This window comes from Sphingomonas sp. (assembly GCF_042096255.1).
In the GTDB taxonomy this organism is placed as follows: Bacteria; Pseudomonadota; Alphaproteobacteria; order Sphingomonadales; family Sphingomonadaceae; genus Sphingomonas.
Window position 1 is genome coordinate 1 of sequence record NZ_JBELLZ010000123.1, and the last position, 1,264, is coordinate 1,264.

At 72.4% G+C, this 1,264-nt stretch carries 2 protein-coding genes; one reads left to right on the top strand and one right to left on the bottom strand.

Annotation, left to right across the window (positions count from 1 at the left end; translation table 11 throughout):
- Positions 1-135: 135 nt before the first annotated feature.
- Positions 136-873 carry a hypothetical protein gene (locus ACFDTH_RS16320; protein WP_375288620.1) on the bottom strand — a complete coding sequence of 246 codons (738 nt, stop codon included), beginning with the start codon at positions 871-873 and terminating at the stop codon, positions 136-138.
- Between the two features lie 41 nt (positions 874-914).
- On the opposite strand from ACFDTH_RS16320, the gene ACFDTH_RS16325 reads away from it, so the two are divergent.
- A complete protein-coding gene (locus ACFDTH_RS16325; protein ID WP_375288621.1) occupies positions 915-1,169 on the top strand; it encodes a hypothetical protein in 255 nt (84 codons plus the stop codon).
- Positions 1,170-1,264: the final 95 nt, after the last annotated feature.

The window sequence follows — 1,264 nt, forward strand, 5'->3', positions numbered from 1 at the left end:
GTTCGACCAGACGCTTGACCGGCCATTGGTCAACGACGTGGGACGTTAGGTACGTGTGTGCTCCCGCGAAGGCGGGAGCCCAGCCTGGGTCCCCGCCTTCGCGGGGACACACCTGATCGACGGGCTAGCTCGGCTTCAGCTCCCATCCGCCATCAGGTCCGCCTCCGTGCCGCCATCGGCACGCGGAGTCAGGATCAGCAGGAAGGCGCCGCCGGACTTGGTGCCGCCCAGCACGTGCATCTTGCCGTCCGCTTGGTGCTGCACCGCGAAGCCCGCATCGGCGGTGCGCGTATAATACCAGTCGAGCAGCCGCTTCATCGGCGCCGCGCTTGCAAAGTTCACCACCCGCAGCCGACACCCCGGCCGGTCCGCCCCCGCCGCTTCGGCGACGCGCGCATCGGGGTAGAGCGGCACGCTGGCGGGCAAGCGGTTGGCCCAGGCCGCCGAGTAATTCACCGCTTCCGCGCAGCCCGCGGTGCGGCCGCCCTGCGATTCGGCGAGCGCCCCCAATGTCAGCGACCGACGAGCGGCGGCACATTGCGGGCAGTTCGGGGTCGGCGGCGGGGCGGGGCGGACGCGGTCGCGCTCCGCGGCGCGCGGCTCCATCACCCGGTCGGGCGCGACCATCCCGGTCTGCGGCTGCGGCGGCGGGCGTAGCGCATCGCCATTGGCCTGCTGCACCAGCGCAGGATCGACCATGATCTGGTCGCGCAGCGCGGAGCGGAGCGCGGGATCGGCGGTTGGGCTCGTGCTGTTCACCGCGGCCAGTTCGCGATCGAGCTGATCGAGCTCGCGCGGCGGTTGGGCCGGGCTGCCGCACGCGGCGAGCAGGGCGGTGACAAGGAGCGGGTAGGGCGGGCGCATCACCGGCATGCATAGCCTGCCACGGTTAAGATCGGGTAGGGCGACGACTTGTGCGCGTAACGATGCAGGGCCATGTGCGCGTCATGCTCAACATCTTCTCGATCCTGATCGGGCTGGTCGCGCTGCTGCTCGGCATCGTGCCGTTCCTGCCCTTCTTCGCCTGGGGCTATTGGTTCGTCATCCCGATCGCGGTGGTCGGCGCGGCGATCGGCGCGCTCTCCTCCAGCAACGGCGGGCGCAACCTGAACCTCATCCTGATCGTGATCTTCGGCATCCGCCTCGCGCTCGGCGGCGGCCTGATCTGATCCGGGCGGCGGGGGGCGCCGCGGGGGGGCGCCCCCCCCCCGGGCCCCGCCCCCCGGCCTGGCCCCCCCCGCCCCCCCCCGCCCCCCCCCCCCCC